Annotated in this window: 29 protein-coding genes and 1 tRNA gene; 10 read left to right on the top strand and 20 right to left on the bottom strand. The window is 69.6% G+C overall.

From position 1 onward, the window contains the following. Positions 1-9: 9 nt before the first annotated feature. The 4 genes from HNR28_RS01900 to HNR28_RS01885 form a co-directional block, all read right to left on the bottom strand. The gene (locus HNR28_RS01900; RefSeq protein WP_043683071.1) at positions 10-462 is read right to left on the bottom strand and encodes a MarR family winged helix-turn-helix transcriptional regulator; all 453 of its coding nucleotides are present in this window, start codon (positions 460-462) and stop codon (positions 10-12) included. A 192-nt stretch (positions 463-654) separates the two neighbouring features. Beyond that, positions 655-1,422 carry an SDR family NAD(P)-dependent oxidoreductase gene (locus HNR28_RS01895; protein WP_052355802.1) on the bottom strand — a complete coding sequence of 256 codons (768 nt, stop codon included), beginning with the start codon at positions 1,420-1,422 and terminating at the stop codon, positions 655-657. Positions 1,423-1,500: 78 nt separating this feature from the next. Continuing rightward, complete coding sequence (locus HNR28_RS01890; RefSeq protein ID WP_043683068.1) at positions 1,501-2,439, bottom strand: alpha/beta hydrolase family protein; 939 nt, start codon at positions 2,437-2,439, stop codon at positions 1,501-1,503. Between the two features lie 8 nt (positions 2,440-2,447). Further along, on the bottom strand, positions 2,448-3,869 hold the full coding sequence (locus HNR28_RS01885; RefSeq protein WP_043683065.1) for an aminotransferase-like domain-containing protein: 1,422 nt from the start codon (positions 3,867-3,869) through the stop codon (positions 2,448-2,450). A 290-nt stretch (positions 3,870-4,159) separates the two neighbouring features. On the opposite strand from HNR28_RS01885, the gene HNR28_RS01880 reads away from it, so the two are divergent. From HNR28_RS01880 to HNR28_RS01865, 4 genes are read left to right on the top strand one after another with little or no spacing between them, the layout of a single operon-like run. Beyond that, complete coding sequence (locus HNR28_RS01880) at positions 4,160-4,774, top strand: LysE family translocator (protein ID WP_043686936.1); 615 nt, start codon at positions 4,160-4,162, stop codon at positions 4,772-4,774. Positions 4,775-4,824: 50 nt separating this feature from the next. Beyond that, positions 4,825-6,060 (top strand): MFS transporter, encoded by a 1,236-nt coding sequence (locus tag HNR28_RS01875; protein ID WP_052355801.1) that lies wholly within the window; start codon positions 4,825-4,827, stop codon positions 6,058-6,060. Next, complete coding sequence (locus tag HNR28_RS01870; protein ID WP_158386285.1) at positions 6,057-6,200, top strand: hypothetical protein; 144 nt, start codon at positions 6,057-6,059, stop codon at positions 6,198-6,200. The genes HNR28_RS01875 and HNR28_RS01870 overlap by 4 nt, the downstream gene beginning before the upstream one ends. A gap of 20 nt (positions 6,201-6,220) precedes the next feature. Beyond that, a complete protein-coding gene (locus HNR28_RS01865) occupies positions 6,221-6,544 on the top strand; it encodes a hypothetical protein (RefSeq protein WP_148304950.1) in 324 nt (107 codons plus the stop codon). Positions 6,545-6,576: 32 nt separating this feature from the next. Here HNR28_RS01865 and HNR28_RS01860 read toward each other — a convergent pair whose 3' ends face one another. The 4 genes from HNR28_RS01860 to HNR28_RS01845 all read right to left on the bottom strand — a co-directional run bounded on the left by HNR28_RS01860 (position 6,577) and on the right by HNR28_RS01845 (position 9,379). Further along, positions 6,577-8,166 (bottom strand): HVO_A0114 family putative DNA-binding protein, encoded by a 1,590-nt coding sequence (locus HNR28_RS01860; protein ID WP_170288490.1) that lies wholly within the window; start codon positions 8,164-8,166, stop codon positions 6,577-6,579. Continuing rightward, positions 8,159-8,482, bottom strand: a complete 324-nt coding sequence (locus HNR28_RS01855; protein ID WP_151024953.1) for a toxin-antitoxin system TumE family protein — start codon at positions 8,480-8,482, stop codon at positions 8,159-8,161. Before HNR28_RS01855 ends, HNR28_RS01860 begins: the two co-directional genes overlap by 8 nt. A gap of 166 nt (positions 8,483-8,648) precedes the next feature. Then, a tRNA-Ala gene (locus tag HNR28_RS01850) sits at positions 8,649-8,724 on the bottom strand. A 67-nt stretch (positions 8,725-8,791) separates the two neighbouring features. Then, a complete protein-coding gene (locus HNR28_RS01845; RefSeq protein WP_043683055.1) occupies positions 8,792-9,379 on the bottom strand; it encodes a peroxidase-related enzyme in 588 nt (195 codons plus the stop codon). 150 nt (positions 9,380-9,529) lie between these two features. Here HNR28_RS01845 and HNR28_RS01840 point away from each other — a divergent pair, with 150 nt between their 5' ends. Together HNR28_RS01840 and argG are read left to right on the top strand one after the other, a co-directional pair. After that, entirely contained in the window at positions 9,530-10,753 is a 1,224-nt protein-coding gene (locus HNR28_RS01840; protein ID WP_043683053.1) for an alpha/beta hydrolase family protein, read from the top strand. 131 nt (positions 10,754-10,884) lie between these two features. Beyond that, the gene (gene argG, locus HNR28_RS01835) at positions 10,885-12,228 is read left to right on the top strand and encodes an argininosuccinate synthase (protein WP_043683050.1); all 1,344 of its coding nucleotides are present in this window, start codon (positions 10,885-10,887) and stop codon (positions 12,226-12,228) included. Between the two features lie 107 nt (positions 12,229-12,335). Here argG and ada read toward each other — a convergent pair whose 3' ends face one another. From ada to HNR28_RS01820, 3 genes are all read right to left on the bottom strand, one after another. Continuing rightward, complete coding sequence (ada, locus tag HNR28_RS01830; protein WP_084330651.1) at positions 12,336-13,286, bottom strand: bifunctional DNA-binding transcriptional regulator/O6-methylguanine-DNA methyltransferase Ada; 951 nt, start codon at positions 13,284-13,286, stop codon at positions 12,336-12,338. A gap of 127 nt (positions 13,287-13,413) precedes the next feature. After that, the gene (gene alkB, locus HNR28_RS01825; RefSeq protein ID WP_043683047.1) at positions 13,414-14,064 is read right to left on the bottom strand and encodes a DNA oxidative demethylase AlkB; all 651 of its coding nucleotides are present in this window, start codon (positions 14,062-14,064) and stop codon (positions 13,414-13,416) included. A gap of 201 nt (positions 14,065-14,265) precedes the next feature. Next, entirely contained in the window at positions 14,266-14,601 is a 336-nt protein-coding gene (locus HNR28_RS01820; RefSeq protein ID WP_052355800.1) for a DUF3579 domain-containing protein, read from the bottom strand. A 187-nt stretch (positions 14,602-14,788) separates the two neighbouring features. Between HNR28_RS01820 and argF the strand changes: the two genes are divergently transcribed. Then, positions 14,789-15,727 (top strand): ornithine carbamoyltransferase, encoded by a 939-nt coding sequence (argF, locus tag HNR28_RS01815; RefSeq protein WP_043683044.1) that lies wholly within the window; start codon positions 14,789-14,791, stop codon positions 15,725-15,727. Positions 15,728-15,954: 227 nt separating this feature from the next. Here argF and rpsT read toward each other — a convergent pair whose 3' ends face one another. From rpsT to HNR28_RS01770, 9 genes are all read right to left on the bottom strand, one after another. Further along, complete coding sequence (gene rpsT / locus HNR28_RS01810) at positions 15,955-16,218, bottom strand: 30S ribosomal protein S20 (protein ID WP_043683041.1); 264 nt, start codon at positions 16,216-16,218, stop codon at positions 15,955-15,957. A 46-nt stretch (positions 16,219-16,264) separates the two neighbouring features. Then, positions 16,265-17,821 (bottom strand): murein biosynthesis integral membrane protein MurJ, encoded by a 1,557-nt coding sequence (gene murJ, locus HNR28_RS01805; RefSeq protein ID WP_043683038.1) that lies wholly within the window; start codon positions 17,819-17,821, stop codon positions 16,265-16,267. A 1-nt stretch (position 17,822) separates the two neighbouring features. Next, positions 17,823-18,581, bottom strand: coding sequence for a 3-hydroxyacyl-CoA dehydrogenase (locus tag HNR28_RS01800; protein ID WP_043683036.1), 759 nt, complete (start codon positions 18,579-18,581; stop codon positions 17,823-17,825). Between the two features lie 18 nt (positions 18,582-18,599). Then, positions 18,600-19,268, bottom strand: coding sequence for an adenylate kinase (gene adk / locus HNR28_RS01795; RefSeq protein WP_043683033.1), 669 nt, complete (start codon positions 19,266-19,268; stop codon positions 18,600-18,602). Between the two features lie 72 nt (positions 19,269-19,340). Beyond that, on the bottom strand, positions 19,341-20,123 hold the full coding sequence (gene kdsB / locus HNR28_RS01790) for a 3-deoxy-manno-octulosonate cytidylyltransferase (RefSeq protein ID WP_043683030.1): 783 nt from the start codon (positions 20,121-20,123) through the stop codon (positions 19,341-19,343). Positions 20,124-20,190: 67 nt separating this feature from the next. Further along, positions 20,191-20,400 carry a Trm112 family protein gene (locus HNR28_RS01785; RefSeq protein ID WP_043683027.1) on the bottom strand — a complete coding sequence of 70 codons (210 nt, stop codon included), beginning with the start codon at positions 20,398-20,400 and terminating at the stop codon, positions 20,191-20,193. A gap of 157 nt (positions 20,401-20,557) precedes the next feature. Beyond that, positions 20,558-21,667, bottom strand: coding sequence for a tetraacyldisaccharide 4'-kinase (lpxK, locus tag HNR28_RS01780; RefSeq protein ID WP_184142471.1), 1,110 nt, complete (start codon positions 21,665-21,667; stop codon positions 20,558-20,560). A 34-nt stretch (positions 21,668-21,701) separates the two neighbouring features. Continuing rightward, positions 21,702-22,115: an ExbD/TolR family protein gene (locus tag HNR28_RS01775; protein WP_043683021.1), complete on the bottom strand. Its 414-nt coding sequence runs from the start codon at positions 22,113-22,115 to the stop codon at positions 21,702-21,704. Beyond that, a complete protein-coding gene (locus HNR28_RS01770) occupies positions 22,112-22,720 on the bottom strand; it encodes a MotA/TolQ/ExbB proton channel family protein (RefSeq protein WP_043683018.1) in 609 nt (202 codons plus the stop codon). The genes HNR28_RS01775 and HNR28_RS01770 overlap by 4 nt, the downstream gene beginning before the upstream one ends. A gap of 437 nt (positions 22,721-23,157) precedes the next feature. Here HNR28_RS01770 and xseA point away from each other — a divergent pair, with 437 nt between their 5' ends. The 3 genes from xseA to HNR28_RS01755 all read left to right on the top strand — a co-directional run bounded on the left by xseA (position 23,158) and on the right by HNR28_RS01755 (position 26,522). Then, positions 23,158-24,462, top strand: coding sequence for an exodeoxyribonuclease VII large subunit (xseA, locus tag HNR28_RS01765; RefSeq protein WP_043683016.1), 1,305 nt, complete (start codon positions 23,158-23,160; stop codon positions 24,460-24,462). 110 nt (positions 24,463-24,572) lie between these two features. Then, positions 24,573-25,154 carry a superoxide dismutase [Fe] gene (gene sodB, locus HNR28_RS01760; RefSeq protein WP_043683013.1) on the top strand — a complete coding sequence of 194 codons (582 nt, stop codon included), beginning with the start codon at positions 24,573-24,575 and terminating at the stop codon, positions 25,152-25,154. 117 nt (positions 25,155-25,271) lie between these two features. Further along, a complete protein-coding gene (locus HNR28_RS01755) occupies positions 25,272-26,522 on the top strand; it encodes an MFS transporter (RefSeq protein WP_151024558.1) in 1,251 nt (416 codons plus the stop codon). The last annotated feature ends 4 nt before the right edge of the window (positions 26,523-26,526 follow it).

Raw genomic sequence — 26,526 nt, 5'->3', positions numbered from 1 at the left:
GGCGGCCGGTCAGCGGCCGGGCTCCTGGCGATAGGCGGCGTCCAGCAGCGCCGACAGCGCCCGCACCGCCTCGTGCAGGCGCGCGCGGTCGGCCGCATCCAGCTGTTCGACCAGGGATTCGACGATGCCGGCGCGGGCCCGGCGGATGTCGGCCAGCGTGCGCCGGCCCTGTTCCGTCAGGGAAATCCGCGCGGCCCGGGCGTCTTCGGGATCGGGGGCGCGGCTGACCAGCCCCTGCGCCTGCAGCCGATGCACCTGCGCGGTCATGGTGGGCTGGGTGCAGCGTTCGGCGCGCGCCAGATCGCCGATGCGGGCGGTTTCCAGCTCGTCGACGAGCGACAGGACGCGCGCCTGGGCCAGCGGCAGGGTCCAGGCCGTGTGGCGCGTCACCCAGCGGTTGAGCCGGACGATGCGGTCCAGCAGTTCGGCGCCTGCAGGGTGGTTCGGCGTTCGGTCCGGCATGCCGAGGGGTCTCCGATGAATTAATTACATAGACTATCTATGTAAATTATAGGAGAAAAACCGGGAAGACGGAAAGGGGTGCGAAGGCGGGCGGAGCCGCGTGTCGCCGGCACGCGACGGGCCGTTCGCACACGAGACCGGGGCGGGCGCGCCGCGCCCGTCCCGGGGTGCCGGGCGTCGGGCGCAGCGGGTCTAGAGCCCGCCGGCGCAGGCGAGCGTGGTGCCCGTCACGTAGGAGGCCGCGGGGGACGCCAGCCAGACGATGGCTGCCGCGATCTCGGCCGGCTCGGCCAGGCGCCCCAGGGGGATCCGGGGCGCGACGCGGGCGGGCCGGTCCGGTTCGCCGGCAGCCGCGTGGATGTCCGTCAGGGTGCTGCCCGGGGCCACGCCGCAGACCCGGATGCCTTCGGCGGCCGCTTCCCGGGCCAGGCCCAGGGTGAAGGCCTCCAGTGCGGCCTTGCTGGCGGCGTAGTGCACGTACTCGCCGGGACTGCCCGTCCGGGCCGCGACCGAGGACACGTTGACGATCACGCCGCGCGTGCCGTGGCGCCTGAAATGGGTCAGCGCCTCGCGCGCGCATTGCATGGCCCCCAGCACGTTGACCCGGAACACCCGTTCGATGGTCGCCTCGGTCGTGTCCATGAACGGTCCGATCGGTCCGGTGATGCCCGCGTTGTTGACCAGGCCGAGGAGCGGTCCGGCTTCGGCGTCGATCGCGGCGAACATCCGCCGGACGTCCTCGCTGCGGCCGACGTCGGCCTGGATGACGGCGGCCCTGCGCCCCATGGCGCGGATGGACTCCGCCACGGCGCGGGCCGCCTGTTCGTCGCGGGCGTAGTTCAGGACGATGTCGTGGCCCAGGCGCGCCGCGGCCAGCGCGGTCGCCGCGCCGATGCCGCGGCCGGCGCCGGTGATGAGCAGGGTGTTCGGCCGGCGGTCGTCCGGATGTCGATCGTTCATGGTCTGGAGCTCCTGTGGCGTGGGTGTGCCCGGGCCGGCTTTGGATGAGGCGTCCCGGTGATGCAGGGGGCAGGGCGTTCAGTATCCGGGCGGCATGATCTTCAGCCGTCCGGGGAGTCCTGCCGGCAGGGCCGCGCTGCGCAGCCATTCCAGGGCGTAGGGCCACAGGACGTCGCGGAAGCGCTCGTGGAAGAACGCGAAATGGCCGATCGCGTCCAGGCCGACGTCCCGCGGGCTGAGGCGCAGGTGGCTGCGCCGGCTGGCGCTGTAATACCGCAGCAGGCGATCCAGCGCCGCCTCGGTGCCGTAGGGATCGTCCTCGACTCCGAATGCGAGGATCGGCGCGCCGATGGTCCTGAAGTTGCGGGCCAGTTCGAGCGCCTGCGGCAGGCCGTCCGCCGTCCGGACGCCTCGGCGGACCGAGTCCTCGAAGCGCGGGGCCATGCGCGCCCAGTCCAGCGCCACGCCTTTGGGCGTGTCTTCCATCCAGCCCAGCCGCTTGGCCGGGACGTGGCCCAGCAGCGTCGCCAGCAGGGGCATCAGGACATGCCATTTCAGGAACATGGCGCGCCGTTTTTCCGCCTGGTAATCCCGCCAGTAGGCGAACTGCGCGCCCATGGTGAAGATCCGGCGCACGCGATGCGCCGATGGCGCCAGGCCGATGACGAAGCCGCCGACGGAGTGCCCGATCACATCGACCGGCTGGCCGGGGAAATTCAGGGCAGCGTAGCGCAGCACGCCTTCGAAATCGTGTTCCCCCCAGTCGATCCAGTCGGCCCCGAAGCGGCGCAGGGAGCCGCGGCGCGATTCGCCGATGCCGCGATAGTCGTAGGTCAGGACGTCCCAGCCCTGCGCATGCAGGTACTCGGCGAATCGCGCGTAGTATCGGCTGCGCACCGAGGTCGCGGGATTGATGAGGGCCACCGGAGGCGGGGAGCCCGCCGTCCGCGCGTGGCGCCATTGGCAGCCGCCCAGCGTGTAGCCGTCGGTGGCGGGGATTTCGATGGATTCCGGCATGGCGGGCCTCAGTGGTGCGTGCGGAGCATTTCGCCGATGGCCTCGCCGATCCTGCGGACCGCCCATTCGGTGCGCGGGGTGAAGACCGAGGCGTGGCTCAGGCGCATGCAGTTGCGGTATTTGCCGGCTGCCGAGAAGATGTTGCCGTGCGCGATGACGATGCCGTTTTCCCTCAGCATGGGATCGAGCGCGTGCGTGTCGAACGATTCCGGCAATTCGATCCACAGGGTGAAGCCGCCCTGCGGATGACTGATGCGCGTTCCTGCGGGAAAATGGCGCTGCACCCAGTCGGTCATGACGTCGCGCTGGCGCTGGTACTGGCGCCGCATCCGGCGCAGGTGCGCCGGGTAGTGCCCCTTGCGCAGGAACTCGGCGACGGCGATCTGCGGCAGGGGCGCGGTCGGGCCGGAACTGGTGTACTTCATGCGCAGCACCTTGTCGAAATAGCGTCCCGGCGCGATCCAGCCCACCCGCAGCCCGGGCGCCAGGGTCTTGGAAAACGAGCTGCACAGCAGGACCCGGCCGTCCTCGTCGAGCGCCTTCAGGGCGTGGGGCCGGGGCCAGCCATAGACCAGGTCGCCGTAGATGTCGTCTTCGATGATGGGGACGTCGAAGCGCTGGGCCAGGCGAATCAGGCCCAGCCGGCGGTGTTCCGGCATGGTGTAGCCCAGGGGGTTGCTGGCGTTGGGGATCACCTGGATGGCCTTGACGGGCCAGCGTTCCAGCGCGAGTTCGAGGGCCTCCAGGCTGATGCCCCGGACCGGGTCCGAAGGAATCTCGAAGGCCTGGACGCCGGCTTCCTTCAGGATCTGCATCATGCCGTGGTAGCTGGGGGATGCGACGGCCACGATGTCGCCCGGCGCGCACAGGGCCCGGACCGCGCACGACAGCGCCTCCTGGCAGCCGGTCGTGACGATCAGCGCGTCGGGCGCGGCCCGGTAGCCCGCGTCCACGGCCAGCCGGGACAGCTGTTCCCGCAGGGCGGGGACCCCCTGCATGTCGTTGTAGTGCAGGCTGGCGATGCCGGCATGGCGGCTTTCCCGCGCGAGCGCCGCCTGCAGGGGCCGCAGGCTGGGGCTTTCCACGTCCGGCATGCCCCGGCCCAGCTGGATCGTCTTCCCCTCGCGCTCCAGGTCGAGCAGATCCTGGACCTGCCCCCAGTCCGACACGTCGATCGGCCGCAGGTTGGGCTTGCCCATGCTGGGCAGTCCGGGCGCCGGGCGGGCCGTCGGCACGTACCAGCCCGAACGGGGCCGCGCTTGCGCCAGGCCGGACATTTCCAGCCAGCGGTAGGCCTGCTGGACGGTCGTCAGGCTGACGCCGTGCTCGGTGCTCAGGGCGCGTACGGAGGGCAGGCGGCTGCCGGCTTCGTACAGACCCTGTTCGATGCGGCTGCCCAGGGTATCGGCAAGGTCGAGATAACGGCTCATTGGACTGTCTTCATGCGGTGCGCTCCGGTATCGGCGCCGGGGGCGGCCCGGCGGGCCCATCGATCGCGGGGACGGTGCGATGGGGTCTCGCAGGACCGCCTGTCACTGTAGGGTCGATCCGGTACGGGGAAAAGATACAGATCCAGGAATTTTTTGAAATTCAGCGGATTCATTATCCCGTGTGTATCGAAAAAACTCATGATGACTGTGTATTCAATACACAGGCGCCATCCGTGAAGATGTTCTGCCGGCCCGTGGGGGCCGGACCGCCCGCAGAACAGAACGTGATCATGCTGCCTTCCTCCGACCTGCTCCTGGCCTTTTCCCTGTTCGCCCTGATCTCCTCCATCACGCCGGGGCCGAACAACACCATGCTGCTGGCTTCCGGCGCCGTCTTCGGGTTTCGCCGGACCTTGCCGCACATGCTGGGCGTGACGGGCGGCTTCTTCCTGATGGTGCTGTCCATCGGCCTGGGCTTCGGCGCATTGTTCAGGACCTTTCCCGGCCTGCATGGCTGGCTGCGCCATCTGGGGGCGGCCTACCTGGTCTATCTCGCCTGGAGGATCGCAAGCGCGTCGTCCGCCGCACCCGGCGAGGGCCGCCGCGGCGCCGGCGCGCCGCTCGGCTTTCTCGGCGCGGCCGCCTTCCAGTGGGTCAATCCGAAAGCCTGGACCATGGCCGTTGCCGCCGTCAGCACCTATATGCCGCAGCAAGGCCATCTGGCGAACGTGTTCGTCATCGCCGCGCTGTTCGCCGCCATCAACCTGCCGTGCGTCGGCCTCTGGGCCGGCTGCGGCAGCCTGATCCGCCGCGTGCTCGACGATCCGTCGCGGCAGCGCGGATTCAACCGGGCGATGGCGGTCCTGCTGCTCGCTTCCCTGTACCCGATGCTGGGCCAGGCCTGACGCGCCGCAGGACGGACCGCCCACGCATTTCGATCCCATGGAGCCTTCTAATGAACGCCAACGCTTCCCCGACCGCCGCATCCCGCTGGGCGATCGTCATTTCCGGCGGCGTCCTCATGGGCCTGTCCCTGGGGATCAGGCATACGCAGGGCCTGTTCATGCAGCCGGTGACGTCCAGCCATGGCTGGCCCCTGGAAACGTTCGGCCTGGCCCTGGCTGTGCAGAACCTCGTCTGGGGCCTGGCGCAGCCCGTGACCGGCCTGGTGGCCGACCGCTACGGTTCCGGCAGGGTGCTGTGCCTCGGGATCCTGGCGTATGGCCTGGGCCTGTATCTGATGGCCCAAGCCGGGGGACCCGCCGGCTTCATCGCCAGCCACGGCGTGTTAATCGGCATCGCTCTGTCGGGTACGGCCTTCGGCACCGTCTACGGCGCCTTGTCCCGCATTTTCGAGCCGCGGCGGCGCGGCTGGGCATTGGCCGTCGCCGGCGCCATCGGCGGCCTGGGGCAGTTCTGCCTGGTGCCCTTCGTTCAGCACCTGCTCGCCGGAGCGGGTTGGCAGAACGCCGCGACCGTCCTGGGCCTGCTGGTGCTGGCGAGCCTGCCGCTGGCCCTGCCGCTGCGTGCCCGTGTCCTGGAAAAGCAGGCGGGGCTTCCGGGCCGTCCGCCCGGCGCTTCCGTTCGGGACGCCTTGCGCCGCCGGGGCTTCTGGCTGCTGAACCTGGGGTTCTTCGCCTGCGGTTTCCAACTGGCCTTCATTGCGGCCTATCTGCCCGCCTACCTGCTGCAGCATGGGCTGGGCCTGGAGCAGGCCGGCACGGCCCTGGCCCTGATCGCGCTGGCGAACATCTTCGGCACCTATGCCTGCAGCCGATCGGCCGGGCTCTGGCGCATCAAGCACCTGCTGGCGGGCCTGTACGCGGTCAGGGTGGCGGCCATGCTGCTGTTCCTGTCGATGCCGGTCACGGCGGCGAGCGCCTATGCCTTCGCCCTGGTCATGGGGTTCCTGTGGCTGGGCACCGCGCCGATGACCAACGAGCTGGTGCTGCGGATGTTCGGCCTGCGCTACGTCGCGACCCTGTTCGGCATCGTCTTCCTCGGCCATCAGGTCGGCGGCTTCTTCGGTGTGTGGCTGGGGGCGTGGGTTTACGACCGCACGCATTCCTACGAATGGCTCTGGATCGGCGCGATCGCCATCGGATGCGTGGCCGCCGCCGCGCATTGGCTGATCGACGACACCCCTCTGGCGGCGTCGGACGGGCCGGGGCTGCGCCTGGTGCGGCCATGAGCAGGGCGTCGTGGCCCGGCGTGCCCGGGCGCGTCCTGCTGGCCGGGGCGGGCGCCTGGGCGCTGGGCTGGCTGTTCCGCGCCTGGCTGGAGGCCGACGTGCTGTTCGCCTGGGCGAACGGCGCCTATGGATGCGGATGATGCGGATGATGGAGATGCGGATGATGAACGACGCTTTCGATACGGTGCGGGCGGTTTTCCGTGCGCAGCCCGTGGCGCCCCGGCTCCGGGGCATCCTTCCGTCCTTTCGGTGCCGGTTCGGCGATCGTTGGGGGTACCGATGCCGGTCCGGCGGCCGCCGGGCGCTGCGGCATCTGCTCGAGCTGGACGACTATCTGCTGGAGGACATGGGCCTGCCGCGCGACTGGTTCATCGCCGAGCGGCGCAGGCTGGGCATCCCCACCGGGTACCGGGACATGGGCGGCCGCCATCCGGCGCGCAGCGGCGTCCGCCCTGCGCAGGGGATGCGCGACGGCTTCTGGTGACGCGCTGCAATGCCCATCGCAATCCGCGCGAGTCAGGCGGGCGATGAAAACCTGCGAAAGCTGTTTTCATACTGATGCTGCACGACCGAGGTCTGGACGCCGAAATGGTCGGCGACCGTTGCGATTGGATGATCCTCCTCCTCCATCATCCGGACCACCGCATCCCTTGGCGCCATGAATTCGGCGGCAAAGGCGCGGCCCACTGCCTGGCGGTCGGTGTAGAGATCAGCCACGCAGGCTGCGCGGCTGCCGAAGGCAATGAAATCCCCCATGCCGCGTGCCAGGACAAAGGCGCTCGCGTGCGGCCCTTCGTCCTCTATGATGAGGGTGGGTACGTCGCCTTCCATGCTCTGGAACGCGCGCAGCGACCCTGGTGCCTTGGTACTGAGGCCGATCGTATCGATGGCGCCGAGTAGCCTCGACAGCCCTTCGATGCCGCCGACGGGCTGATCTTCGGCGAGATTCAACAGGGCGCGTGTTTCGCGTGCCAGGGCATAACCGTGCTGGTAAGGCCGTGTCGCGGTGTTTGGCTGTTTCGCGCAACGGGTGTGTAGCTGCCTGAGGACGGGCATCGCGTTGCGCCGTCGAAACACTTCAAGCTGCTGGCTCGTCCAAAGCCAGCCTTTATCCAACGCTTCGGAGAGAACCGCCGAACTGAAATCGAGGCGGGCGTCTTCTTCCGGGATGAGTTCCAGAAGCGCCCGGATCCGGGCGGCGCGGTCATCCCTGAGGTCGTAAGGTGTCATGCCGAGCGCGCCAGCGGTGCGGCAGAAAGCGCGTTCGGCGGGCTGGCCGCGCGAATCCTCGATTCGCCGCAGCAATGCGTGCAATGGACGCGCGCTCCGGCCCCTGGAAAGATGGTGGGTGGCGAGCGGGTGCAGAAATTCGTCGAGCAGAAGCTGCTCGAACGTGGAAACGGGAAAAGTCTGCGATTCGCGTTCAAGGTGCAGCGGGTCGTTGGTGCTGCTCCTGGCTTGGAGTTCGATGCGTGAGCCGGGGACTGTGGCGAGCAACGCATAGCTTCCGGCCGCATGATCCTCCAGTGAAAAATCCCACAGGCGAAACGGCGCGCCGCGCCGATAAAAAATGCGCCACCAATTTTCCAGCAACTGGCGTCCCAGCGCATCCAGATCTCCGGAAGTCCGGGCGGCGATCTCTTCTTTGTGTGAAGAAAACCGGAGTCGTGCCGTCAGACGGCCTTCGATCACATCATTGGAGAAGGCTTCATCTGTAGGGCGAGACTCGATCTCGACCGTCAAGAGCCTATCTGTTTTGGCATCGGGTGCGGTCGGCGCTTCGCTCGCTGGAAGCAGTCCAAGTTCACGTGCCTTGGATATGCCCATTTCGGTCATTCGTGGCACGGAGCGACGTCCGTCTGAAACGACCTCGATCAAACCGGCGGAGTGCAGGGCGGACAGAGTCCTGCTGACGTTGGGTTGTGCGCGTCCGGCGAGTTCTGCGAGTGCGCCGATGCTGGGGGGCGCATGGCGCGCGATGAGACCGAGCAATTCCCGATGTCCAGGTGTTCCGAGCACACGGACCCAGTCGTCATGCTTTGGCGCCGCCTGGACGCGGGCCAGCAGCCGATCGCGCATCGCGGAAGCCGAGATGACCTTACTCATGTTCATCGTCCGAAATAAAGTTCGCTGTGACGCCGTGCAGCGTGCAATAGCTATTGAGCATCTCGAAAAAGTCGGTAATCAATTGCGAGCCCGAAACGAAGTCATAGCGAAACCGCTGCCCGACACGACCGACCTTGTGTTCATGGTCCCAGCAATCCTCGGCCTGTGCATTGTCATAGGCGTGTGCATTGTCGAAACCGAAGATGCGGTTGCCGTGCTCGTCTTGCAGGATGAGCGCGTAGTCGATGCCGTGCGGCTGCTGGGATGTATTGGTGGATGCAACATCATTTGTCGCATGCTGTGCGCAGGATTTCAAGCAGAACGGTACCGTTGCCCAACATGCAATTCCACGAAGCCCCACATGGCCATGGTGATGGGACGGGTATTTGGGAGGATCGTCATTGGTTTGCTCCCGATTCCGCTACCGTCCGAAAAGACGGACGAAAAAAAACCGCCTGAAAAATCAAGCGGTTTTGGTGTTCTGGTGGAGACGAGGAGGATCGAACTCCCGACCTTCGCATTGCGAACGCGACGCTCTCCCAGCTGAGCTACGTCCCCGAAAGACGTGCATTCTAGCACAGAAAATAACGGTGCGCGCTTTCGCTTTGCGCCGATGCGCTCGTGGCTAATGCGTCCCCTTGGGCAGCCGCCCCATCAGGTAGAACTCGTCGTTGGGACGCATGGACATGAAGTTCACCATCCGGTTGCTCAGGCCGAAGAAGGCGGCGATGGCGGCGATGTCCCAGATGTCCTCGTCGTCGAAGCCGTGGGGATACAGGGCCTGGTAGTCGGATTCGTCGATGTCCTGGGCGTCCAGCGAGACCTTCAGGGCGAAGTCCAGCATGGCCATTTCGCGGGGGCTCAGGTCGGCCTTGCGGTGGTTGATGGCAACCTGGTCGGCGATCAGCGGGTTGCGGGCGCGGATGCGCAGGATGGCGCCGTGGGCGATCACGCAATACTGGCAGTTGTTCGCCCCGGAGGTCGCCACCACGATCATTTCCCGCTCGGCGGGAGTCAGGCCGCCTTCCTTTTCCATCAGGGCGTCGTGATAGGCGAAGAAGGCGCGGAATTCGGCCGGGCGGTGGGCCAGGGCGAGGAACACGTTGGGGATGAAGCCGGCCTTTTCCTGGACGGCGAGGATGCGGTCGCGGATGTCCTCGGGCAGGGTGTCGATGTCGGGGATCGGAAAGCGGCTGATGGGAGGCGTGCTCATGCGCGGAGTCCTTGTGGGAATTGGCCGGGAGGGCGTCGAATTAAAGTAGCATACCGTCACATGCGGCGTCACAGCGGGGCGGCGGGGCACGGGCCGCGGCGGGGCGCGAAAACCAACGATCGGCAGGCCTGCGCGGCCGCGGGAGGAGACATGGTCGAAGCACTGGAGCGCGGACATACCCGGGTGCAGGGCTTCCGGGACCCTGAAATGGATCACCAGCTCATGCGCCAGCTGGGCTCGGTCCGGTACGGCGGCGCCTCGATCGGGGAATGCCTGGCGGCGGCGGCGCGGATCCGCGATGCCGATCCGGCCTCGTGGACCGAGGTCTTCGCCGAGGCCGGCCGGCGCCAGTCCGAGGATGCGGCGGTGCGCGCGCGCAACGGGCACGCGGTCAGCGCGCGGGACCAATACCTGGTGGCCTGCAACAGCTACCGCGCGGCGGAATACTACTGCCCGGTGGACGATCCCCGCCATCGGGAATACGGCCTGGCCAGCCGCCAGGCTTTCCTGTCGGCGATGCAGTGGGACGAGGCTTCCTGCGCCGAACTCTGGTTCTCGCATGACGGCCTGCGCCTGCCCGCCTACCACATCCGCGGCGCGCGCAGCGCCGGGGGGCGCGTGCTGATGATCGTCAGCGGATTCGACGGCACGCTCGAGGAATCCCATCTCGCCTACGGCCGGGCGGCGCTCGAGCGCGGCTACGATCTGCTGCTGTTCACCGGGCCGGGCCAGATGGACACCTGGCGCTTCAACGCGGCCAGCCATTTCGCGCCCGAATTCGAGGGGGTCGGCCGGCAGGCGGTGGACTACGTCCTCGCGCAGCCGGGCGTGGACCCGCGCCGCCTGGCCCTGATGGGCATCAGCTTCGGCGGGTATTTCGCCTCCCGCATCGCGGCGCACGAGCCGCGGATCCGGGCGCTGATCCCCAATTCGCCGATCACCGACCTGCACGCCTACATGGTCTCCTTTGCCGGGATCGACCCGGCGACGCTGCCCGAGTCGGACGATTTCGGCGTGGCCGACCTCGAGCACATCCCCGATGCGGTGATGAACGCCCAGACGCGCGCGATGTCACGCAACCTCATGCTGCGCTTCGGCCGGCCGACCTTCGTCCAGACCTATCGCCGCATCAAGGACTTCAGCTTGAGCGCGGACGAACTGGCCGCGATCCGCTGCCCGTCGCTCGCGCTGGTGGGCGATGGCGAGGGCGCCGAGCCCCTGCGGCAATGGCGGGCATTCCAGGACGGGGTCGGCGGGCCCTGCACGCCCCGGCTGTTCACCGCCCTGGAGGGCGCGGATGCGCATTGCCAGACCAGCAACCTGGCCTTTTCGGCGGCGGTGACCATGGATTGGCTCGACGAAACGCTGGGGTGAGGGCGCGCGGGCGGCGCATGCCGGGGCCGGCGCGCAGCCCGGCCCGCCCCGGGCGCAGCGGCCGGGGCGGGCCGCCGCGGACGATATAATGCCGGATCGATTTCAATCTCAGGCTTCTCCGGACCCTTTCCATGAGCACAACCATTCTCGAAAACCTGCCGGTCGGGCAGAAGGTCGGCATCGCCTTTTCGGGCGGGCTGGACACCAGCGCCGCGCTGCTGTGGATGAAGAACAAGGGCGCGCTGCCCTACGCCTACACGGCCAATCTGGGGCAGCCCGACGAGCCGGATTACGACGAGATCCCCCGCAAGGCCCTGCGCTACGGCGCCCAGGGCGCGCGCCTGGTGGACTGCCGCGCGCAGCTGGTGGCCGAGGGCATCGCCGCCCTGCAATGCAGCGCCTTCCACATCTCCACCGGCGGGGTCACGTATTTCAACACCACGCCCATCGGCCGCGCGGTGACGGGCACCATGCTGGTGTCGGCCATGCGCGAGGACGACGTCCACATCTGGGGCGACGGCAGCACGTTCAAGGGCAACGACATCGAGCGTTTCTACCGCTACGGCCTGCTGACCAATCCGGACCTGAAGATCTACAAGCCCTGGCTGGACCAGCAGTTCATCGACGAACTCGGCGGCCGTGCCGAGATGTCGCAGTACATGCAGGAAAACGGCTTCGACTACAAGATGTCGGCGGAAAAGGCCTATTCCACGGACTCCAACATGCTCGGCGCCACGCACGAGGCCAAGGACCTGGAGCGCCTGGATTCCGGCATCCGCATCGTCCAGCCCATCATGGGCGTGGCGTTCTGGAAGCAGGATGTCGAGGTCAAGGCCGAGGAAGTCACGGTGCGCTTCGAGCAGGGCCAGCCCGTGGCCCTGAACGGCGTGGAATATTCCGATCCGGTCGAACTGATGCTGGAGGCCAACCGCATCGGCGGACGCCACGGCCTGGGCATGAGCGACCAGATCGAGAACCGCATCATCGAGGCCAAGAGCCGCGGCATCTACGAAGCCCCGGGCATGGCGCTGCTGCACGCCGCCTACGAGCGCCTGGTCACCGGCATCCACAACGAGGACACGATCGAGCAGTACCGCATCAACGGCCTGCGCCTGGGCCGCCTGTTGTACCAGGGCCGCTGGTTCGATCCCCAGGCCATCATGCTGCGCGAAACCGCGCAGCGCTGGGTGGCGCGCGCCATCACCGGCGAGGTCGCCCTGGAACTGCGCCGCGGCAACGACTACTCCATCCTGGACACGCGCTCGCCCAACCTGACCTACCACCCGGATCGCCTGACGATGGAAAAGGGCGAGTCCATGTTCTCGCCGCTGGACCGCATCGGCCAGCTGACGATGCGCAACCTCGACATCGTGGACACGCGCGCCAAGCTGTTCACCTACACCCAGGCCGGCCTGCTGACCAAGAGCGGCCAGTCGGACATCCCCCAGCTCAAGCAGGACACGCCGGCGAAGTGATCCGGACGCGGCGCGCGGGGTGCTTCCCGCCCGCCGCGGAACGCGGGATGCGCGCTGCGCAACGCGGGATAGGTGACGCGGGGCTCCCTTCGGGGAGCCCCGTTCGTTTATTGCGGGCTGTCTTGCCGGATTTTCCCGGGCTGTTTCCCGTCTTCCTCGCGCCGCAGCAGTTCGCGCTTGCGCGCCACGCCCCAGCGGTAGCCCGGCACGTCGCCGTCGCGCCGCACCACGCGGTGGCAGGGGATGGCGACGGCCAGGGGATTGGCGCCGCAGGCCCGCGCCACGGCCCGCGCCGCCCTGGGCGCGCCGATGCGCGCGGCGATCTCGGCGTAGCTGGCGGTGGCGCCCGCCGGGATCTCGCGCAGCGCCTGCCAGACCCGCTGCTGGAAAGCGGTGCCGCGCACGTCCAGCGGCAGGTCCAGCCCCACGGCGGGCGCCTCGACGAAGCCCACCACCTGGGCGACCAGCCGCTCGAAGCCGGGGTCTCCGCCGATCAGCTCGGCCCGGGGGAACTGGTCCTGCAAGTCCCGCACCAGCTGGTCCGGGTCGTCGCCCAGCAGGATGGCGCACAGGCCGATCCGGCTTTGCGCGACCAGGATGGCGCCCAGTGCGCACTGGCCGACCGCGAAGCGGATCACGGCGCCGGCGCCCCCGGCGCGGTAGTCCCGCGCGCGCATGCCCAGCATCCGCCCGGCGTTCTCGTAATAGCGGCTGCTGGAGTTGAAGCCGGCATCGTAGATCGCATCCGTGACCGAACCGCCGGCCGCGTCCAGCGCCTCGCGCAGGCGGCGCGCACGAAACGCGGCGGCGTAGGCTTTCGGGGTCAGGCCCGTGGCGGCCTTGAAGACGCGATGGAAGTGCCAGGGGCTCAGGCCCGCCTGCGCGGCCAGCTCGTCCAGCGACGGGGGCGTGGCGGCCGATTCGATGGCGCGGCAGGCCCGCGCCGCCACGGCGGCATGGCGGGCCTGCGCGGTGGCGCGGGGCGTAGGGGCGTGCGGGTCCTGCCGGCGCGCGTCGTCGGCGCCGGACTCGTCCGGGGCGAGGAAAGAGGTATTCATGGCGTCGTCCTGGTGTGTCGCAATGCCTGTCAGCTTAGACGGGATGCGCGGCGCGGGCACTCCGTTTCTTGCGGTGGCGGGGCCGTCGGCGGGCCGCGTCGTTCCTGCGGGGGGCCGGAGCGCGGCTTCACCCCGCCTGGCGGAAGGTCAGGTTGATGCGTCGGGCGCCCATCAGGGGATGGGGCTGGGCGCCCAGCGGCAGGATTCCATGGTAGCGCAGCCGGTCCGCGCCGCCCCAGACGGCGACGTCGCCATGGTGGAGCGGCACCCGGGCCGCCTTGTCCGCGCGCGCATGGCCGCCGAACAGGAAGACGGCGCTCATGCCCAGGGACACCGAGACGATGGGCGCGTCGAAGTCGCGCTCGTTCTTGTCCTGGTGCAGCGACATCCGGGCGCCGGGCAGGTAGCGGTTGATCAGGCAGGCGTCCGGCGCGAAGCCCTCGAATCCGGCCGCGGCGGCGGCTTCGCGCGCCAGGCGGACGAAGACCTCGGGCATGGGCGGCCAGGGGCGGCCGCTGTCGGGGTCCAGGGAGCTGTAGCGGTAGCCGCGCCGGTCGCTCGTCCAGCCGAGCGCGCCGCAGCTGCTCAGGGCGGCGGACATGGTGAAGCCGCCCGGCGTCTTCATCTGGCGAAAGGGCGCCTCGGCCTCGATATCGGCCAGGGCCGCCAGCAGCGCATCGACGCGGGGCAGGGCGTAGCCGCGCAGCACCCAGGCCTGCGGCCCCAGGCGCGTGCGCCGTCCGGGGTCGAGATCGCCGAACAGATCCAGGGTCGTCATGAGATGATTTTGGCACAGCCGCAGGGGAATGGAGCTCGCGGCGCGGAACGGAACCCAGGACTTGGGAACCAGGACTCGGAATCCAGGGCTCGGAACCGGGATTCGGGACTCAGGACTCGGAGCGCGGAACCCCCGACTCGGGGATCCGGAGCCGCCGGGTCCACGCCGCCGCGCCGCGCGGCGGGCCGCCCGCCCGGCGCTTCAGGCGGCCGACGAGGCCGGCGGCACGGCGTCCGCGTCCTCGTTGCGCGCGGCCGTGTCGGTGGTCTGTAGCCGGTTGCTGTGGGCGAAGTCGCAGGCGAATTTCCAGGCCAGCGGTTCCAGCTGGCGCAGGCGGTGGTCGATCATCACGCAGGGCAGGCCGTTCAGCGTGCGCGGCATGGCGTAGGGGGAATAGGACAGGGGGTTGGCGATGGAACCGGCCGGCCGGAACTGGGACAGGACCCCCGCCAGGCGCTCGGCCCAGTCGCTGGGCCGAAACCGCTGGCCCTCCAGGGTCTTGCCATGGATGATCAAATGCTGGACAGGGTCGCTCATGTGGTGATTCCAAAGACGGGACTCGTCCTGTGCGGCGCGCGGTTCGCTGGTGCGGCGGGCCGGGCGGCATGCGAGGTCAAGGACGGGTGTCATCCCCTTCGCCGCGCATTGTATCCGATCGGGGAGCCCAGGGTTTTGCACGCGCCCCGGGCGCACGGTAATATGGCCGTTTTACTCAGGGTTTGACATGTCTGCCGCCAATCCGACCGGGCCTTTGCGTCATTTTCTGCAGTTGCGCGATTTTTCCGAGGACGAGATCCTCTACGTCATCGACCGGGCGCGCCTCATCAAGGACAAGTTCAAACGCTATCTGCCGCACCACACCCTGCACGACCGCAACCTGGCGATGGTGTTCGAGAAGGCCAGCACCCGCACCCGGGTGTCGTTCGAGGCGGGCATGTACCAGCTGGGCGGCTCGGTCATCTACCTGACCACCGAAGGCTCCCAGCTCGGCCGCGCCGAGCCCATCGAGGATACCGCCCGCGTGGTGTCGCGCATGGTGGACCTGGTGATGATCCGCACCTTCGAACAGACGCGCATCGAACGCTTCGCCGCCCATTCGCGGGTGCCGGTCATCAACGGCCTGACCAACGAATACCACCCCTGCCAGATCCTGGCCGACATCCTGACCTTCATCGAGCATCGCGGCCCGATCCGCGGCCGGACGGTCGCCTGGATCGGCGACGCCAACAACATGTCCTACACCTGGCTGCAGGCGGCCGAGCTGCTGGGCTTCACGCTGCACGTGTCGGCGCCGGCCGGCTACCGCCTGGATCCGCTGCGCGTGGGCGGCCAGCCGGAAACCATCCTGCGCGAATTCGACGATCCGCTGGAAGCCTGCAAGGGCGCCGACCTGGTCACCACGGACGTCTGGACCAGCATGGGCTACGAAGCCGAGAACGAGGCCCGGCGCCTGGCCTTCGCCGACTGGTGCGTGGACGCCCGCATGATGGCGGCCGCCAACCCCGACGCGCTGTTCATGCATTGCCTGCCGGCGCACCGCGGCGAGGAAGTCACCGGCGAGGTCATCGACGGCCCGCAGAGCGTGGTCTGGGACGAGGCGGAAAATCGCCTGCATGTGCAGAAGGCGCTGATGGAGTTCCTGCTGCTGGGGAGATTGGAATGAGACGGGACTGAGCATGGTCCCTGCGGACCATGCTCAGCCTGTCGAATCCGAGCGCCTTGCAAGGCGCGAGGTGGAGGGATGCCACGGCTGGAGACAGGCCCGTGCCTGTCGAATCCGGGTGCCTTGTCTGACAAACTCATGCATCCCAGCCTCCCGATGCCTGCATCGTGCAAAGCAAAAAGGACGCCGAAGCGTCCTTTTTCTTGCGCAAGCCCCCGGGGCTTGGATCAGGCCAGGGCCTTGATCGCGGCCGACAGGCGGCTCTTGTGGCGGGCGGCCTTGTTCTTGTGAATGATCTGCTTGTCGGCCACGCGGTCGATGACGCTGCTGGCCTTGCGGAAGACTTCGTTGGCGGCGGCTTGGTCGCCCGCTTCGATGGCCTGGCGCACGCGCTTGATTGCGGTGCGCAGCATCGAGCGCATGCTGGCGTTGTGTTTGTTGTGAGCGACGGCCTGGCGGGCGCGCTTGCGGGCTTGAGCGGAATTGGCCATAAAGGTTATCTGTATTCGGGGTTGCGTCAAAGACAGCGATTCTAGCCTATGCACGCCGGCGTGTAAAGTCTCTGGGGCGAAAACCGAATAAAAACAAGGCGCTGAAATAGGCCAGGACGGCCAGGGCCAGGACCGCCGCCAGCCAGGCCGCGCGGATGCCCGGATGAGCGGCCAGGGCGATCCAGTCCAGGTAGCGGTCGGCGGCCAGCAGCACGGCGGCCAGGGCGGCCAGGGCCGGCAGCAGGCGCAGGCAGAAGCCGGACCAGCCGGCCAGGGGGGCGTACAGCCCGCGGCGGCGCAGCAGGACCACCAGGGTCAGGGCGTTGGCGCTGGCGCCCAGGCCGATGGACAGGGCGAGCCCGGCATGGGCCAGCCAGGGTACCAGGATCAGGTTCATCAGCTGGGTGAACACCAGCACCGCGATGGCGATGCGCACCGGGGTGCGGATGTCCTGCTTGGCGTAGAAGCCGGGCGCCAGGATCTTGATGGCCAGCAGGCCGAGCAGACCGACCGCGTAGGCCATCACGGCCAGCCGGGTCTGGGCCACGTCGGCGGCGGAAAAGGCGCCGTAGTTGAACAGGACGGCGACCAGCCCGTCGGACAGCAGGGCCATGCCCAGCGCGGCGGGCAGGCCCAGCAGCAGCACCAGCCGCAGGCCCCAGTCCAGCAGGGCGTTGTAGGCGGCGTGGTCCTCGCGGGCATGGGCGGCCGACAGGCTGGGCAGCAGCACCGTGCCCAGGGCCACGCCCAGCAGGGCGGTCGGGAATTCCATCAGCCGGTCGGCGAAGGACAGCCAGGTGACGCTGCCGGGGGCGAGCCAGGTGGCGATGTTGGTATTGATCAGCAGGGACAGCTGGGCGACCGACACCCCCAGGGTGGCCGGCAGCATCTGCCGCAGGATGCGGCGCACCAGCGGGTCGCGCCACGCCGCCCGCAGGCCGTGGCCCCAGCGCGGCAGCAGCCCCAGGCGCCCCAGGGCGACCCACTGCACCGCAAGCTGCAGCGCGCCGCCGATCATCACGCCCACCGCCAGGGCGTGGATGGGCTGCGCCATGTGCCCGGCCAGCAGCAGGCTGGCTCCGATCATCGACAGGTTCAGCAGGACCGGGGTGAAGGCCGGGACGGCGAAGCGGCTGAAGGTGTTGAGCACGCCCGAGGCGAAGGCCACCAGCGACATGCAGAGGATGTAGGGGAACATCACCCGGGTCATCCACACGGCTTCGCCGAATTCGTGGGCGCGGGCGGGGTCGCGCATGCCGCTGGCCATGGCCGTGACGACCCAGGCGGCTCCCAGCATGCCGACGAGCGTCACGCCGCACAGGGCGACGAACAGCAGCAGGGCCACCCGGTCCAGCAGGCGGCGCAGGGATTCGTGGTCGCCGCGCTGCCGGACTTCGCCCAGGATGGGCACGAAGGCCTGGGAAAAGGCGCCCTCGGCGAACAGGCGGCGCAGCAGGTTGGGGATGCGGAAGGCGACCCAGAACGCGTCCGTGAGCGGCCCGGCGCCGAACATGCCCGCGATGAGCACGTCGCGCAGCATGCCGGTGACGCGGGAAAACAGGGTCAGGCCGCTGATGGTGGCGGCCGAACGGAGAAGGCTCAAACTACTTCGGCGCCATGCGGATGGCGCCGTCCAGGCGGATCGTTTCGCCGTTGAGCATGTCGTTCTCGAAGATCGAGAGCACCAGCTTGGCGTAGTCCTCGGGGCGGCCCAGGCGCGGCGGGAAAGGCACGCTGGCGGCCAGGGAGTCCTGCACTTCCTGGGGCATGCCGAACATCATGGGGGTGCCGAAGATGCCCGGGGCGATCGTCATGCAGCGGATGCCCAGGCGCGAGAGGTCGCGCGCGATGGCGAGCGTCATGCCGACGATGCCGGCCTTGGAGGCGGCGTAGGCGGACTGGCCGATCTGGCCGTCGTAGGCGGCGACCGAGGCCGTGTTGACGAGCACGCCGCGTTCGCCGGTGACCTGCGGTTCGTTGGCCGACATGGCCTGGGCGGCCAGCCGGGCCATGTTGAAGGTGCCGATCAGGTTGATGTCGATCACGCGGCGAAACAGGGACAGTTCGTGCGGGCCGTTCTTGCCGACGATGCGTGAGGCCGGCGCGATGCCGGCGCAGTTGACCAGGCCGCGCAGCGTGCCCTGCGCCGTGGCGGCGTCGACGGCCGCCTGGGCGTCGGCCTCGGCGGTGACGTCGCAGTGTACGTAGGTCTGGCCGAGTTCGGCGGCCAGCGCCTGGCCGGCTTCGTCCTGGACATCGGCCAGGACCACGCGGGCGCCCTGGGCCGTCAAGGCGCGGGCCGTGCCCGCCCCTAGGCCCGAAGCGCCGCCGGTGATGAGGATGACTTGGTTGCGGATGTCCATGGCGGGGTCCGGTGACGGTCAGGCGGCGTGGTGCGCGCGCAGGATGCCGAGGATGCGGTCGCGGATTTCCTCGACCGAGCCCACGCCCGAGATCTGGGCGTAGCGCGGCGCCTCGGCCGCGCCGGTGGCCGCCCAGCTGGAGTAGTAGTCCACCAGCGGACGGGTCTGGTCGCGGTAGACCGACAGGCGGTGGCGCACGGTTTCCTCGCGGTCGTCGTCGCGCTGGATCAGCGGCTCGCCGGTCTCGTCGTCCAGGCCTTCGCGCCGGGGCGGATTGAACTTGACGTGGTAGGTGCGGCCGCTGGCCACGTGCACGCGCCGGCCGCTCATGCGTTCGATGATGTTTTCCTCGGGGACGGCGATCTCGATCACGTAGTCCAGCGGCACGTGCGCGTTTTTCAGGGCGTCGGCCTGGGGAATGGTGCGCGGGAAGCCGTCGAACAGGTAGCCGGCCCGGCAGTCGGGCTGCCGCAGGCGGTCCTGCACCAGGCCGATGATGATGTCGTCGGAAACCAGCCCGCCGCTGTCCATGATCTTCTTGGCTTCCAGACCGAGCGGAGTCTGCGCCTTGACCGCCGCGCGCAGCATGTCGCCGGTCGAAATCTGCGGGATGCCGAATGCCTCGGTGATGTAGGCCGCCTGGGTGCCTTTTCCCGCCCCCGGGGGGCCTAGCAGAATCAAACGCATGATTTCCTCCGATCAATCACTATTTTTCAAATTTTTCCGATTATGCCGCAATGCAGCAGATTCTGCAGGGTTTCAAGCCGATGCGGACGGGGCTTCACCCTCGTCAAACAGGGCGCGCACCCGGGCCAGGTCTTCGGGCGTGTCCACGCCGCGCGCCGGGACGGCGCCGGTGGCGTGCACCACGATGGGAAAGCCCTGTTCCAGCGCGCGCAGCTGTTCCAGGGATTCGACGCGTTCGAGCCGGCCCGGGGGCAGTTCCGGGAATTGCCGCAGGAAGCCGGCGCGGTAGGCGTACAGGCCGATGTGCAGCCAGGCCGGCAGCCCGGGGGCCAGGCGCTGCCGGCCGTCGGCCAGCGCGTCGCGGGCCCAGGGGATGGGGGCGCGGGAAAAATACAGGGCGCGGTCGTTGGCGCCGCAGACCACCTTCACCGCGTTCGGGTCGAACAGGGTGCCGGCGTCCAGGATGGGCGCCGCGCAGGTGGCGATGGCGGCGTCGGCATGCCGCGCCAGCAGGGCCGCCACGGCGTCGATCAGGGCGGGATCGATGAGCGGCTCGTCGCCCTGGACGTTGACCACGATGGCGTCGTCGTCCAGGCCCAGCACCGTGGCGACTTCGGCCAGGCGGTCGGTGCCGGTGGGGTGGTCGGGGCGCGTCATCAGGACTTCGATGCCGTGCTCGGCCGCGGCGCGGGCGACGTCGGCGTGGTCGGTGGCGATCAGGACCCGGCCGGCCGATGAAAGCGCGGCCTGCCGCGCGGTGCGCACGACCATCGGCAGGCCGCCCAGGTCGAGCAGCGGCTTGCCCGGCAGGCGGGTGGAGGCGGCGCGCGCCGGGACGACGACGGTGAAGCTCATGAGGCCCCCCTGGCGCGGCGTGCCGTTCCCCGGAGGAGGCGTTCGGGCGCGGGGCGGGCTGGTGCGTTCATGCCGCGGGCGCCGGGGCCGGGGCCGGGGCCGGTGCCGGTGCAGCGTCCAGCGGGCGGGCTTCGGCGGGCAGCATGATGGGCACGCCGTCGCGGATGGGATAGGCCAGGCGGTCGGCGGCGCAGACCAGTTCCTGGCGTTCGCGGTCGTGGCGCAGCGCGCTCTTGCACACGGGGCAGACGAGGATCTGCAGCAGGCGGGTTTCCATGGGCGGCGGGGATCCGGAAGGGATGGCAAAGCATAGAGTGTAATGCCTGCCGCCGTGCTTGTGCGGCTGGTTTCCGCATCCCGGGGAGGGGTTTGCATGGGGTGCATGCGGGTCCGCCATTGGGCCCTGGCACGCGGCCCCTTCCGGTACGCGGCCCTTATTCGCCGTCCGCCCCGGCGCGCCCGGCCGCCGCCCGCAGCGCCTGGTCGAGCGCATCGAGCCAGCCCGGGTCGGAAAAGACCGGCGCCGCGCGCACGGCCCACAGGCGGGGATCGTGTGGGGCGGCGCATTTGACGGCGTCCTTGGGGGTGATGAGGATAGGGCCGGGCGGCAGGCCGCGCAATGCCTCCGCCGGGATCGCCTGGTGGTCGGGGACGCGCAGGGTGCGGGCCAGGACGACGCCGGCGGCGCGCAGCATGGCGAAGAAGCGCTCGGGCCGGCCGATGCCCGCCGCCGCGGAGCAGGGCGCCGCGCCCTGTTCGGCCCGCCAGGCGTCCCAGGGCAGGTCGCGGCCGCTGGCCAGGTGCGTGGCGCCTTTGGGCTCCAGGCGCATGACGACGGCGCGGGGCGCGCGCGCCGCGCCCGCCGGGGAAGCGGGAGAGGCGCGGGAGTTCAGGAGAGCGGGGACGGCGGAGGCGGCGGGCGGCGCCGGCTCGCCCGCCGCCAGGTGGGTGACGAGCCAGTCGGCCCGCGCCAGGCGTTCGGGAGGCTCGCGCAGGGGGCCGGCCGGCAGCAGGCGGCCGTTGCCGGTGCCGCGCCTGTCCTGGACGATGATTTCCAGGTCCCGCGCCAGCGCCGTGTGCTGCAGGCCGTCGTCGGCGATCAGCACGTCCACGTCGGGATGGGCCGCCAGCAGGGCGGCCGCCGCCAGGGCGCGGCGGGGGTGGACGGCGACCGGCGCGCCGGTGGCGGCGTGGATCAGCGCCGGTTCGTCGCCTAGGCGGGCGGCGGCGGCGCCCTCGTCGCTCAGGCGCGGCCGCGGCCCGACGGCGGCGCCGTAGCCCCGGCTGACGATGCCTGGCCGCCAGCCGCGGGCCTGCAGCGCCTGGCAGACGGCGATCGTGACGGGCGTCTTGCCGGTGCCGCCGACCAGGATGTTGCCGACCACCACGACCGGCACGGGCGCCCGCCAGGCGGCGCGCGCCCCGGCGCGCAGGCGCCGCGCCGACAGCAGGCCGTAGAGGCGGGACAGGGGCAGCAGCAGCGTGCTCAGGCCGCCGCGCCGGCTCCAGGCCGCCAGCATGAAATCCTCCAGCCTGCGGTTCATGAGCCCCCCGCACGCTTGGGGTGGCCCGGCGCGTTCATGGCCGGGCCTGGGTCAGGAAATGGACCTTGCCGATGTGCGCCAGGCGGGCGGCTTCCAGGGCGCGGACGACGGCGGCGTGCGCGGCCTGGCCGTCGGCGTCGATGCGCAGGGCGAGGTCGGGCCGGCCGGCCGCCGCCTGGCGCAGGCTTTCGGCCAGGGCGGCGTCGTCCGTCGCGTCGACGTAGTGGCCGTCGAGCGCGTACAGGCCGTCGCGGCTGATCGCCAGTTCGAGGAAGGGCGAGGCGTCCGGCGCCTCGGCCTGGGCCTGGGGCAGCGCGACCTGCAGCTGGCGGTGGCGGGTGAACGAGGTGGAGGCCGCCAGGAAGATCAGGATCACCAGCAGCACGTCGATCAGCGGGATCAGGTTGATCTCGGGCTCGTCGTGGGCGCGGCGGTGGTGGAAGTTCATGTCGCGGCGCGCCGGCTGATCAGGCGGTTCAGGGTTTCGGCCTCGCGCTCCATGGTGTGCAGGAAGTATTCGACGCGGGAGCGGAAGTAGCGGTGGAAGGCCAGCGCGGGAATGGCGATGAGGATGCCGAAGCCGGTGTTGTAGAGGGCGATCGAGATGCCGCGGGCGAGCTGGGCCGGGTCCCCGCCGGCGGGGTCGTAGGCGCCGAAGATCTCGATCATGCCGACCACGGTGCCGAACAGGCCCAGCAGCGGCGCGATCACGGAGATCGTCGCCAGGGCGGGCAGGTAGCGGTTCAGGCGCCAGGACACGTCGCGGCCGACGGCCTCGACGGCGGCCAGCCGCCAGGTGTCGTCCTGGTGGCGGTGGGCGGCGATCTCGGCGAGGATGCGGCCCATGGGGCTGCCGCGCGCCAGGCGCAGGATGGCGTCGGGCTCGTCCTGCTGGCGGCGCACGAGTTCGAGCACCTGTTCGGGCAGGCCGGCGGGCATGACGTGGCGGGCGCGCAGGGCCAGGAATCGTTCTATGATGATCGCCAGCGTGATGACCGAGGTGGCGACGAGCAGCCAGATCGGCCAGCCGGCCGCGTGAATGATGTCCAGCACAGTCCTGATCCTTGGGGTGCGGGGCCGGGAATCGGCGCAAATGCGTATTTTATGCCAAGGTCATGCCAAGGCCCCAAGGCCGCCGCCGGGCATGCCGGGGGTGCCCGGCGGCGGGCCGGCCGCCGGCTTGCGCGGGTGCGTCCGGCGCGCAGGCCGCGTCCGCGGGCCTTCCAGGGGCCGAGCGCAAGACGGGACGCGGCTTTCGCGGCGGTATCCACAGTTTCTGTGGATAATTCTGTGCACAAGAGTCCGGATGCGCACGTTTCATGGCCCTTCGTACTGGATTGGTTATTTTTTGCACACCGGTCGATGGAATTTCAATTTATTGAAAATCAAAGACTTACGTGTATTTTTTGAAGTGAATATTGATGAGTCCCCCTGGCAGGCCCGAAAATAGGCGGGTTTGACAAAGCAGGGCTTTCTGTGGATAGGTTTCGATGAGTTTTTCTGTTCCGAGGCTTGCCGAAGGCGGTTTTTCGGCCGGCGACGCCGTCCTGACGGTGTCGCAGCTCAATCGCCGGGTGGCGCGGCTGCTGGAGGAGGGCGTGCCGCGCCTGTGGGTGGCGGGCGAGATTTCCAACTTCACCCGGGCCGCGTCCGGACACTGGTATTTTTCCATCAAGGACGAGGCCGCCGCCGTGCGCGCGGTGATGTTCCGTGGGCGCGCCCAGGCGGTGGGGTTCGTGCCCGAGGCCGGCGGCCGCTACGAATTCCGCGTCCAGGTCTCGCTCTACGAGCCCCGGGGCGACTACCAGGTGCAGGTCGAGTCCCTGCGCCAGGCGGGCCGGGGCGACCTGCACGAGGCCTTCCTGCGCCTGCGCGACCGGCTCACGGAAGAAGGCCTGATCGATCCGGCCCGGCGGCGCCCGCTGCCCGTGCTGCCCCGGGCGGTGGGGGTCGTGACCTCGCTGTCGGCGGCCGCCCTGCGCGACGTGCTGTCGGTCATGGCGCGGCGCGCACCCCACGTGCGGGTGATCGTCTACCCGGCCCAGGTCCAGGGGCGCGACGCCGCGCCGCAGCTGTGCGCCGCGCTGGACCGGGCCGCCGAACGGGCCGAGGTCGATACGCTGCTGCTGGTGCGCGGCGGCGGCAGCCTGGAGGACCTGTGGTGCTTCAATGACGAGACCCTGGCGCGGCGCATCGCCGCCTGCCCCATGCCGGTCGTCAGCGGCGTGGGGCACGAGACGGATTTCACCATCGCCGATTTCGTCGCCGACCTGCGCGCGCCCACGCCGACGGCAGCGGCCGAACTGTGCTGCGAGGACCGCGGCCAGGCGCTGGGCCGCCTGCTGGCCGCGCGCGACCTGCTGGTGCGGGGCCAGCAGCGGCGCCTGGAGCATGCGGCCATCCGCCTGGACCGGGCCCGCGCCCAGCTCGTGTCCCCGGCCCAGCGCCTGCAGCTGCGGCGCCAGCGCCTGGAATTCGCCGCCCGGCGGCTGCAGGCCGGCCTGGACCGGCGGCTGCGGGAACGCCGCTTGCTCCCGCAGGCGGCGCTCGATCGGCTGTCCGCGGGCCTGGACGGCCTGCTGCAGCGCCGCCACCGGCGGCTGGACGCGGTCCTGGCCGCCCTCGGCGCGCTGGATCCGCACCGCGTGCTGGGACGGGGCTATGCCCTGGTCCGCCGCGGCGACGGGACAATCGTCAAAAATGCGTTAGACTTGAAGATTCATGAGCCCATCGAGATCGAGTTCGGCCAGGGCAGGGCCCAGGCCGAGGTCACCCGAACCGATGCGCTGCTCTAGGGACACCAGGGGCGTCCTGGTCCGCTCCGCCCGGCGGAATCGCTGCCGGACGGGCCGTTTCCAGGACGTGCCGAACGTGGTGCATGCAACATCTTTTTGAAGGAACTGTCATGGCTTTCACCCTGCCGCCGCTGCCCTACGCGATGGACGCACTGGCCCCCCACATTTCCCAGGAAACCCTGGAATACCACTACGGCAAGCATCATCAGGCCTACGTGACGAACCTGAACAAGGCGATCGAAGGCACCGAGCTGGCCTCCCTGAGCCTGGAAGAGGTGATCCGCAAGTCCAGCGGCGGCGTGTTCAACAACGCCGCCCAGGTCTGGAACCACACCTTCTACTGGAGCAGCCTGTCGCCCAAGGGCGGCGGCGAGCCCGCCGGCGCGCTGCGCCAGGCCATCGAGGCCAAGTGGGGCAGCGTCGATGCCTTCAAGACCGCCTTCACCCAGTCCGCCGCCGGCAACTTCGGTTCCGGCTGGACCTGGCTGGTGAAGAAGCCCGACGGCAGCCTGGACATCGTCAACACCAGCAACGCCGGCACCACCGTCAACACCGACGACAAGGCCCTGCTGACCTGTGACGTGTGGGAACACGCCTACTACATCGACTACCGCAACGCCCGTCCCAAGTACCTGGAAAACTTCTGGAACCTGGTGAACTGGGACTTCGCGGCGGCCAACCTGGCTTCCTGATCCTCCGCGACGCGGCGCGCGCGGCGCGCCGGTCCCGGCCCCCTGCGGGGCCGCTCCCGCGAAGACGGCGGCGCAGCGATGCGTCCGCCGTCTTTCCATGACGACGACGGAAAGAGCATGACGCACGACAGCTCGGCCGCATCCGCGCACGACTCCGCCGGCCTCCTGCCCGTGGAAGTCCAGAACGGAAACATCTGGCGGCTTGCCATCGCGCAGGCGCTGGCCGGCGCGAACGCGGTGGTGGTCTACGCCACCGGCGCCATCGTCGGCGACCAGCTCGCGCCCTCGCCGGTGCTGGCGACCCTGCCCATCTCCATCTTCGTGGTGGGGATGGCGGCCTGCATCCTGCCCGCGGGCGCGATCGCGCGGCGCCATGGCCGGCGCGCCGCCTTCCTGGCCGGCACGGGCGCCGGCGTGCTGGCGGGGCTGCTCGCCATGTGCGCCGTCCTGCTGGGATGGTTCTGGCTGTTCTGCCTGGGGACCTTCTTCGGCGGCGGCTATGCGGCCGTGGTGCTGTCCTTCCGCTTCGCGGCCGCCGACGGCGTCGCGCCCGGCCGGCGCGCCCGCGCGCTCTCGCTGGTCATGGCCGGAGGCGTCGCCGCGGGCGTCGTGGGACCGCAACTGGTCACCTACACCATGGACCTGTGGCCGCCGCATCGCTTCACGGCCACCTTCCTCATGCAGGCGGTCGTGGCGGCCCTGTCCGCCCTCATCCTGCTGGGGGTGAGGCTGCCGCTGCCCACGACGCAGGAGATCGCCGGCGGCCGGCCGCTGGGGCGGATCGCGCGCCAGCCGCGCTTCATCGCGGCGGCGACCTGTGGGGCGGTGTCCTACCTGCTGATGAATTTCCTGATGACGGCCGCGCCGCTGGCGATGCATCTGTGCGGCCATTCCCAGGAATCGGCCAACTGGGGCCTGCAGTGGCACGTGATCGCCATGTACGGGCCCAGCTTCTTCACCGGCGACCTGATCGCGCGCTGGGGCGCCGGGCGCGTGGTGACGGCGGGCCTGGTGCTCACCGGCCTGTCGGCCGCGATCGGGCTGGGGGGCGTGGACGTGGCGCATTTCTGGGCGACGCTGATCCTGCTCGGGCTGGGCTGGAATTTCGGCTTCCTGGGCGCGTCCACCCTGGTGCTCGAATGTCACCGGCCCGAAGAAAAGACGCGGGTGCAGTCGCTCAACGACTTCATCGTCTTCGGCCTGATGGCGGTCGGTTCTTTTTCTTCGGGCGGCCTGCTCGCGGCCTACGGCTGGGACGTGGTCCTGTGGGTGTCCTTCGTGCCGCTGGCGCTGGCCTTCGCGGCGCTGGCGGTGATGGCCCGGCGCGCGGACCGCGAGCCGGCGGAGCGGGAAAGCGCGGCCTCGTAAGCGG

Origin of the sequence: Castellaniella defragrans, assembly GCF_014203015.1 — a bacterium.
Classification (GTDB): domain Bacteria; phylum Pseudomonadota; class Gammaproteobacteria; order Burkholderiales; family Burkholderiaceae_B; genus Castellaniella; species Castellaniella defragrans.
The sequence above is the reverse complement of the archived record's forward strand: the minus strand, read 5'-3'. Positions and strand labels throughout refer to the sequence as shown.

Coding starts and splice junctions, on each gene's coding strand:
- HNR28_RS01900 (WP_043683071.1), bottom strand. CDS start 462: ATGCCGGACCGAACGCCGAACCACCCTGCAGGCGCCGAACTGCTGGAC.
- HNR28_RS01895 (WP_052355802.1), bottom strand. CDS start 1,422: ATGAACGATCGACATCCGGACGACCGCCGGCCGAACACCCTGCTCATC.
- HNR28_RS01890 (WP_043683068.1), bottom strand. CDS start 2,439: ATGCCGGAATCCATCGAAATCCCCGCCACCGACGGCTACACGCTGGGC.
- HNR28_RS01885 (WP_043683065.1), bottom strand. CDS start 3,869: ATGAGCCGTTATCTCGACCTTGCCGATACCCTGGGCAGCCGCATCGAA.
- HNR28_RS01880 (WP_043686936.1), top strand. CDS start 4,160: ATGCTGCCTTCCTCCGACCTGCTCCTGGCCTTTTCCCTGTTCGCCCTG.
- HNR28_RS01875 (WP_052355801.1), top strand. CDS start 4,825: ATGAACGCCAACGCTTCCCCGACCGCCGCATCCCGCTGGGCGATCGTC.
- HNR28_RS01870 (WP_158386285.1), top strand. CDS start 6,057: ATGAGCAGGGCGTCGTGGCCCGGCGTGCCCGGGCGCGTCCTGCTGGCC.
- HNR28_RS01865 (WP_148304950.1), top strand. CDS start 6,221: ATGATGAACGACGCTTTCGATACGGTGCGGGCGGTTTTCCGTGCGCAG.
- HNR28_RS01860 (WP_170288490.1), bottom strand. CDS start 8,166: ATGAGTAAGGTCATCTCGGCTTCCGCGATGCGCGATCGGCTGCTGGCC.
- HNR28_RS01845 (WP_043683055.1), bottom strand. CDS start 9,379: ATGAGCACGCCTCCCATCAGCCGCTTTCCGATCCCCGACATCGACACC.
- HNR28_RS01840 (WP_043683053.1), top strand. CDS start 9,530: ATGGTCGAAGCACTGGAGCGCGGACATACCCGGGTGCAGGGCTTCCGG.
- argG (WP_043683050.1), top strand. CDS start 10,885: ATGAGCACAACCATTCTCGAAAACCTGCCGGTCGGGCAGAAGGTCGGC.
- ada (WP_084330651.1), bottom strand. CDS start 13,286: ATGAATACCTCTTTCCTCGCCCCGGACGAGTCCGGCGCCGACGACGCG.
- alkB (WP_043683047.1), bottom strand. CDS start 14,064: ATGACGACCCTGGATCTGTTCGGCGATCTCGACCCCGGACGGCGCACG.
- HNR28_RS01820 (WP_052355800.1), bottom strand. CDS start 14,601: ATGAGCGACCCTGTCCAGCATTTGATCATCCATGGCAAGACCCTGGAG.
- argF (WP_043683044.1), top strand. CDS start 14,789: ATGTCTGCCGCCAATCCGACCGGGCCTTTGCGTCATTTTCTGCAGTTG.
- rpsT (WP_043683041.1), bottom strand. CDS start 16,218: ATGGCCAATTCCGCTCAAGCCCGCAAGCGCGCCCGCCAGGCCGTCGCT.
- HNR28_RS01800 (WP_043683036.1), bottom strand. CDS start 18,581: ATGGACATCCGCAACCAAGTCATCCTCATCACCGGCGGCGCTTCGGGC.
- adk (WP_043683033.1), bottom strand. CDS start 19,268: ATGCGTTTGATTCTGCTAGGCCCCCCGGGGGCGGGAAAAGGCACCCAG.
- kdsB (WP_043683030.1), bottom strand. CDS start 20,123: ATGAGCTTCACCGTCGTCGTCCCGGCGCGCGCCGCCTCCACCCGCCTG.
- HNR28_RS01785 (WP_043683027.1), bottom strand. CDS start 20,400: ATGGAAACCCGCCTGCTGCAGATCCTCGTCTGCCCCGTGTGCAAGAGC.
- lpxK (WP_184142471.1), bottom strand. CDS start 21,667: ATGAACCGCAGGCTGGAGGATTTCATGCTGGCGGCCTGGAGCCGGCGC.
- HNR28_RS01775 (WP_043683021.1), bottom strand. CDS start 22,115: ATGAACTTCCACCACCGCCGCGCCCACGACGAGCCCGAGATCAACCTG.
- xseA (WP_043683016.1), top strand. CDS start 23,158: ATGAGTTTTTCTGTTCCGAGGCTTGCCGAAGGCGGTTTTTCGGCCGGC.
- sodB (WP_043683013.1), top strand. CDS start 24,573: ATGGCTTTCACCCTGCCGCCGCTGCCCTACGCGATGGACGCACTGGCC.
- HNR28_RS01755 (WP_151024558.1), top strand. CDS start 25,272: ATGACGCACGACAGCTCGGCCGCATCCGCGCACGACTCCGCCGGCCTC.